Raw genomic sequence first — 4,487 nt, forward strand, 5'->3', positions numbered from 1 at the left:
CCCAGACGCTCGCAGGTGCCGGGCCGAAAGCAGTCCAGCAACACGTCGGCTTTGGCAACAAGGTCCAGCAACTGTTGCGGATCGGCTTTGACGTCCAGGTCCACGATCCGCTTCCCGCGGTGCAGCAGGTCGAGGTTCTCGGCGGGCATCGTCAGTCCACCTGGACGACGCACCCGCACCACGTCGGCACCCAGATCCGCCAGCATCATTGCCGCGTGCGGGCCCGGTCCGATGCCGCCGAGTTCGATCACTCGCACCCCGCCGAGTGGCCCTGTCAAGCTCGGCCTTTCTTCACTTCCAGCACCCGGTCGCGTAAGCCCTTGGTGCCGGTGTCGATCGTTCCTTTGACGGCGCGCTTGAGGACAAAGCCGGGCAACGGCACTACGGGGTCGACGCTGATTTCGAACTTGACCTTCGTCTTGTCCCCGTCGGGCGTCAGGGTGTACGAAGCATCCTGCGATCGTTGCTGGCCGGAGCTGACCAACGTCCAGCTGACCTTGTTCTTGCTCCACGTATAGGCCACCACCTGTTCGTCGGTGATCCCCGCGGCCTTTACCTTCATCTTGACCTTGCTGGGTCGTCCGCCCTTGTCTCTCTCCAGGACCTCGGCGCTTTGATGCGGCGGCGACCACTCGGTGACCGAGTCAAAATCGCCGATCACGTCGAGGATTTCTTCCGGCGTTGCCTCGATCACTATTTCGCGGGTTTCGTTGATGGCCATGACCGGACGATAGCGAGGCAGTGCCGTGTGAAGGGCGGTTTCGACGGCAGACGCGTAGCCTCGACGCCGTGAATGCTGCCGTTTCGGAACCGTCCTACACCGTCGGCGACTACCTCCTCGACCGCCTGGCAGAGCTCGGCGTCACCGAGGTGTTCGGGGTACCCGGCGACTACAACCTGGAGTTCCTCGACCACATCGTCGCCCATCCGCAGCTGCGCTGGGTCGGCAATGCCAATGAGCTCAACGCCGGATACGCCGCCGACGGATACGGCCGGCTGCGTGGAATGTCAGCTGTGGTAACCACATTCGGTGTTGGCGAGCTTTCGGCGGCCAATGCCATCGCGGGTAGCTACGCCGAACACGTGCCGGTTGTGCACATCGTCGGCGGCCCGTCGAAAGACGCACAGGGCACGCGGCGGGCGCTACACCATTCGTTGGGAGACGGCGACTTTGAGCACTTTCTGCGGATAAGTCGGGAAATCACCTGTGCGCAGGCAAATCTCATGCCCGCAACGGCCACCAGAGAGATCGATCGGGTGCTCTGCGAGGTACGCGAGCAACGACGCCCGGGGTATCTGTTGCTGTCCACCGATGTGGCCCGCTTCGAGACGGAGCCACCGAGCGCGCCGTTGCCGCACTACACCGGCGGGACCAGCCCACGTGCGCTGGCGTTGTTCACCGAAGCCGCAACCACACTCATCGGCGACCACCAGCTGACCGTGCTGGCCGACCTTTTGGTCCACCGGCTTAATGCGGTCGACAAGCTCGAGGCGCTGCTGGCCGCCGACGTCGTGCCACACGCCACCCTGATGTGGGGCAAGAGCCTGGTCGATGAGAGCACGCCGGAATATCTGGGTATCTACGCCGGCGCGGCCAGCGCCGAGCCGGTTCGCCGGGCGATCGAAGAGGCGCCCGCGCTCGTGACGGCGGGCGTGGTGTTCACCGACATGGTCAGCGGCTTTTTCAGCCAGCGCATCGACCCGGCAAGGACCATCGACATCGGGGTGCAGCAGAGCACGGTCGGCACGGCGGTGTTCGCACCGTTGGAGATGGGGGCGGCGCTCGATGCGATCACCACGATCCTCGCCAAGCGAGGCATCAGCTCGCCGGCGGTCCAGTCGAACTCCGACGCCGTGCCCACCGACCGGCCCGACCGTGATCAGCCGTTGAACCAGAACGTGTTGTGGGACAGGTTCTGTGACGCGCTCACACCCGGCAACATCGTCCTGGCGGACCAGGGCACCTCGTTCTACGGGATGGCCACTCACCGGCTTCCCCGCGGCGTCACGTTCATCGGTCAACCACTCTGGGGCTCAATCGGATACACGCTGCCGGCCACTCTCGGCGCGGGCCTGGCCGAACGCGATCGCCGACCGGTGCTGCTGATCGGTGACGGAGCCGCGCAGCTGACGGTTCAAGAGCTGGGTGCTTTTTCTCGCGAAGGCCTGGCGCCGGTGGTCGTGGTGGTCAACAACGACGGTTACACCATCGAGCGAATGATTCACGGAAAGACCGCGCCCTACAACGACATCGTGCGATGGAGCTGGGCCGACATCCCCACCGCGCTTGGCGTGACGAACCACTTGACATTTCGCGCGCAGACCTACGGCGAACTCGACGATGCCTTTGTCGCTGCGGCAGAGCAGCGAGACCGGATGGTGCTGATCGAAGCGGTGGTGCCACGCCTGGACATCCCCGACCTGTTGAGCGATCTGGTCGCCGACCTCGGCTGACGGCAGCCCGCGGCGGTAGCCTCAGCCGCTACGCTCCCCGTTCGGTCTGCCGAGCAATGTGCGCAGCGTGCGACGGCAGCGGCCGCATTCGGCGCCCGCCCCGCACACCGACGCGATCTGATTAGTCGTGGACGCGCCGCCGGCGATGGCATCGGCCACCACCTGGCTGGTAATCCCGTTACACAGGCAGACGAACACCGGGCGGCCCGCCTACTCGTCGATCCGCATCATGTCGAAGAACTTGCCGACGAACACCGGCGGATACGCGCCCCGCCCGGCCCCGTCCATCCATGGCGCGGCGATGTCGGGATGTTCGATCCAGCGCCGGGCATGGTTCTCGTCGTCGATTTCCTGCAGGATCATCACTTCGTGGCTGTCGTCGAAGGCCTGAAACAACCGGGTCTCCCGGATGCCCGCCGCCTCGAATCTCGGTAGTGCACCCCGTATCTCGTGGGTCAGCGAGGGCACATCGTCAACCGCCGACATCGCGGCGACCACGACGCCGGGGGCCGACTGGGTGACCGACCCGAACCGTTCCACGATCTCGCCGGCGAAGACGGCCGGGATGTCGTCGACGCCGACCGCGTCGAACCAGTCGAAGAACACTCGTGATCGCAACAGCTCCACAATCGGCTCCCGACTGCGCACGCCGATCGTCACCAGGACGCGACCATGGTCATGCGTCGAGGTGTAGAGCAGCACATGGTGCGCGCCGATACCGGCAAGGGCCGACCTGCGGCGGGTGAGCAGCGGCCACACCTGCTCCGGATCCGCCACGCGGTAGTCGGACGCGATCACCATCGAGTGCGAACGGGGGTCTGCTGAGCTCACCGAAGTTGGTCCTTCATCACCTTCCCGGTGGCGTTCAGCGGAAGCTCACCGAGGAACTCGACGTATCGTGGCGCTTTGAATCCAGCCATCCGCTGGCGGCACCAGGCCATCAGATCTTCCTCGGACACTGGTGTTTTCGGCACCACAAAGGCCTTGCCAACCTGACCGAGTCGCTGGTCGGGTACACCGACGACGGCGACCTGAGCGACCGCCGGGTGTTCAAGCATGAAGCCCTCGATCTCAGCCGGATAGGCGTTGAAGCCGCCAACAATGAACATGTCCTTTTTACGCCCGTCGATCCTCAGCCGGCCCGCCTTGTCGAAATTGCCCAAGTCGCCCGTGTGCAACCAGCCGTCATCGTCGATCGCCTGCGCGGTGGCCTCCGGGTCGTCGAGGTAACCCTGCATGACGCCGTAACCGCGAACCAGCACCTCGCCGTCCGCGGCGATGCGCACCTCGACGTCCTCGCAGGGCAGGCCCGCGGTGGTGGCCACGTCTTCGAAGGAGTCTCCTGGCCGCGACAACGTCACGTTGCCGGCTTCGGTGAGCCCGTAACCCGTCATCAACGTTTCGAAGGGCAGTTCGCTGTGGATGCGGCGAACCAGTTCGACCGGGATATCGGCGGCACCGGTAACACCCGCTCGCAGCGATGAAAGCTTGGCCTTGTCACCAACGGTCAGCAATGAGTGGTACAACGTCGGCGGTCCAGGCAACATCGAGATACGCTCGCGCTCAATCAGATCCACTACTACGTCGACGTCGAACACCGCCAGTGGCAGCATGGTTGCCCCGCGCAGGAACGACGCGATCAGGCCCGCCTTCAAGCCGAACGTGTGAAAATACGGGTTGATCATCAGGTAGCGATCGCCCTCGCGCAGGTCGGCGAGCGTCGCCCACTCCTCGTACATGCGCAGGGTTTGGCGATGATTCATCATCGCGCCCTTCGGCCGACCGGTCGTGCCCGAGGTGAAGATGACGTCGGACACATCGGTTCCGCTGACGGTCCGCTCGAACGGTGAACCGCTGGAAAGGAAGTCGGACGCTAAGTCGATGACCGGAACCCCGGCGGGAGCGGTGTAGTCCTGGCCGAGGAAATCCTTGCGTACCAGCACGGCCTTTGCCGCGCTGCGGGTGATGACGTCACCGGCTTCTTCGGGCTTGAACCGCGTATTCACCGGAACCAGCACGCCGCCAGCGGTGAG

General features: G+C 64.7%; 6 protein-coding genes. 1 reads left to right on the forward strand and 5 read right to left on the reverse strand.

The features are described from left to right. Nucleotides 1–278, reverse strand: a 278-nt coding sequence (locus VN856_RS16950; RefSeq protein WP_325691037.1) for a CoA transferase, incomplete at its 3' end; no start/stop codon positions are given. Further along, nucleotides 275–721, reverse strand: a complete 447-nt coding sequence (locus VN856_RS16955; RefSeq protein ID WP_325691039.1) for an SRPBCC family protein — start codon at nucleotides 719–721, stop codon at nucleotides 275–277. The genes VN856_RS16950 and VN856_RS16955, both read right to left, overlap by 4 nt. Nucleotides 722–789: 68 nt before the next feature. On the opposite strand from VN856_RS16955, the gene VN856_RS16960 reads away from it, so the two are divergent. Beyond that, nucleotides 790–2,454, forward strand: coding sequence for an alpha-keto acid decarboxylase family protein (locus VN856_RS16960; RefSeq protein ID WP_325691041.1), 1,665 nt, complete (start codon nucleotides 790–792; stop codon nucleotides 2,452–2,454). A 21-nt stretch (nucleotides 2,455–2,475) separates the two neighbouring features. Here VN856_RS16960 and VN856_RS16965 read toward each other — a convergent pair whose 3' ends face one another. The 3 genes from VN856_RS16965 to VN856_RS16975 form a co-directional block, all read right to left on the reverse strand. Further along, nucleotides 2,476–2,652 carry a (2Fe-2S)-binding protein gene (locus tag VN856_RS16965; protein ID WP_325691043.1) on the reverse strand — a complete coding sequence of 59 codons (177 nt, stop codon included), beginning with the start codon at nucleotides 2,650–2,652 and terminating at the stop codon, nucleotides 2,476–2,478. A gap of 12 nt (nucleotides 2,653–2,664) precedes the next feature. Continuing rightward, nucleotides 2,665–3,255, reverse strand: a complete 591-nt coding sequence (locus tag VN856_RS16970; RefSeq protein ID WP_414686982.1) for a fatty-acid--CoA ligase — start codon at nucleotides 3,253–3,255, stop codon at nucleotides 2,665–2,667. A 26-nt stretch (nucleotides 3,256–3,281) separates the two neighbouring features. Next, nucleotides 3,282–4,487, reverse strand: a 1,206-nt coding sequence (locus VN856_RS16975; protein WP_325691047.1) for an AMP-binding protein, incomplete at its 5' end; no start/stop codon positions are given.

The sequence above is a fragment of the Mycobacterium sp. genome (genome assembly GCF_035603715.1).
Lineage (GTDB): Bacteria > Actinomycetota > Actinomycetes > Mycobacteriales > Mycobacteriaceae > Mycobacterium.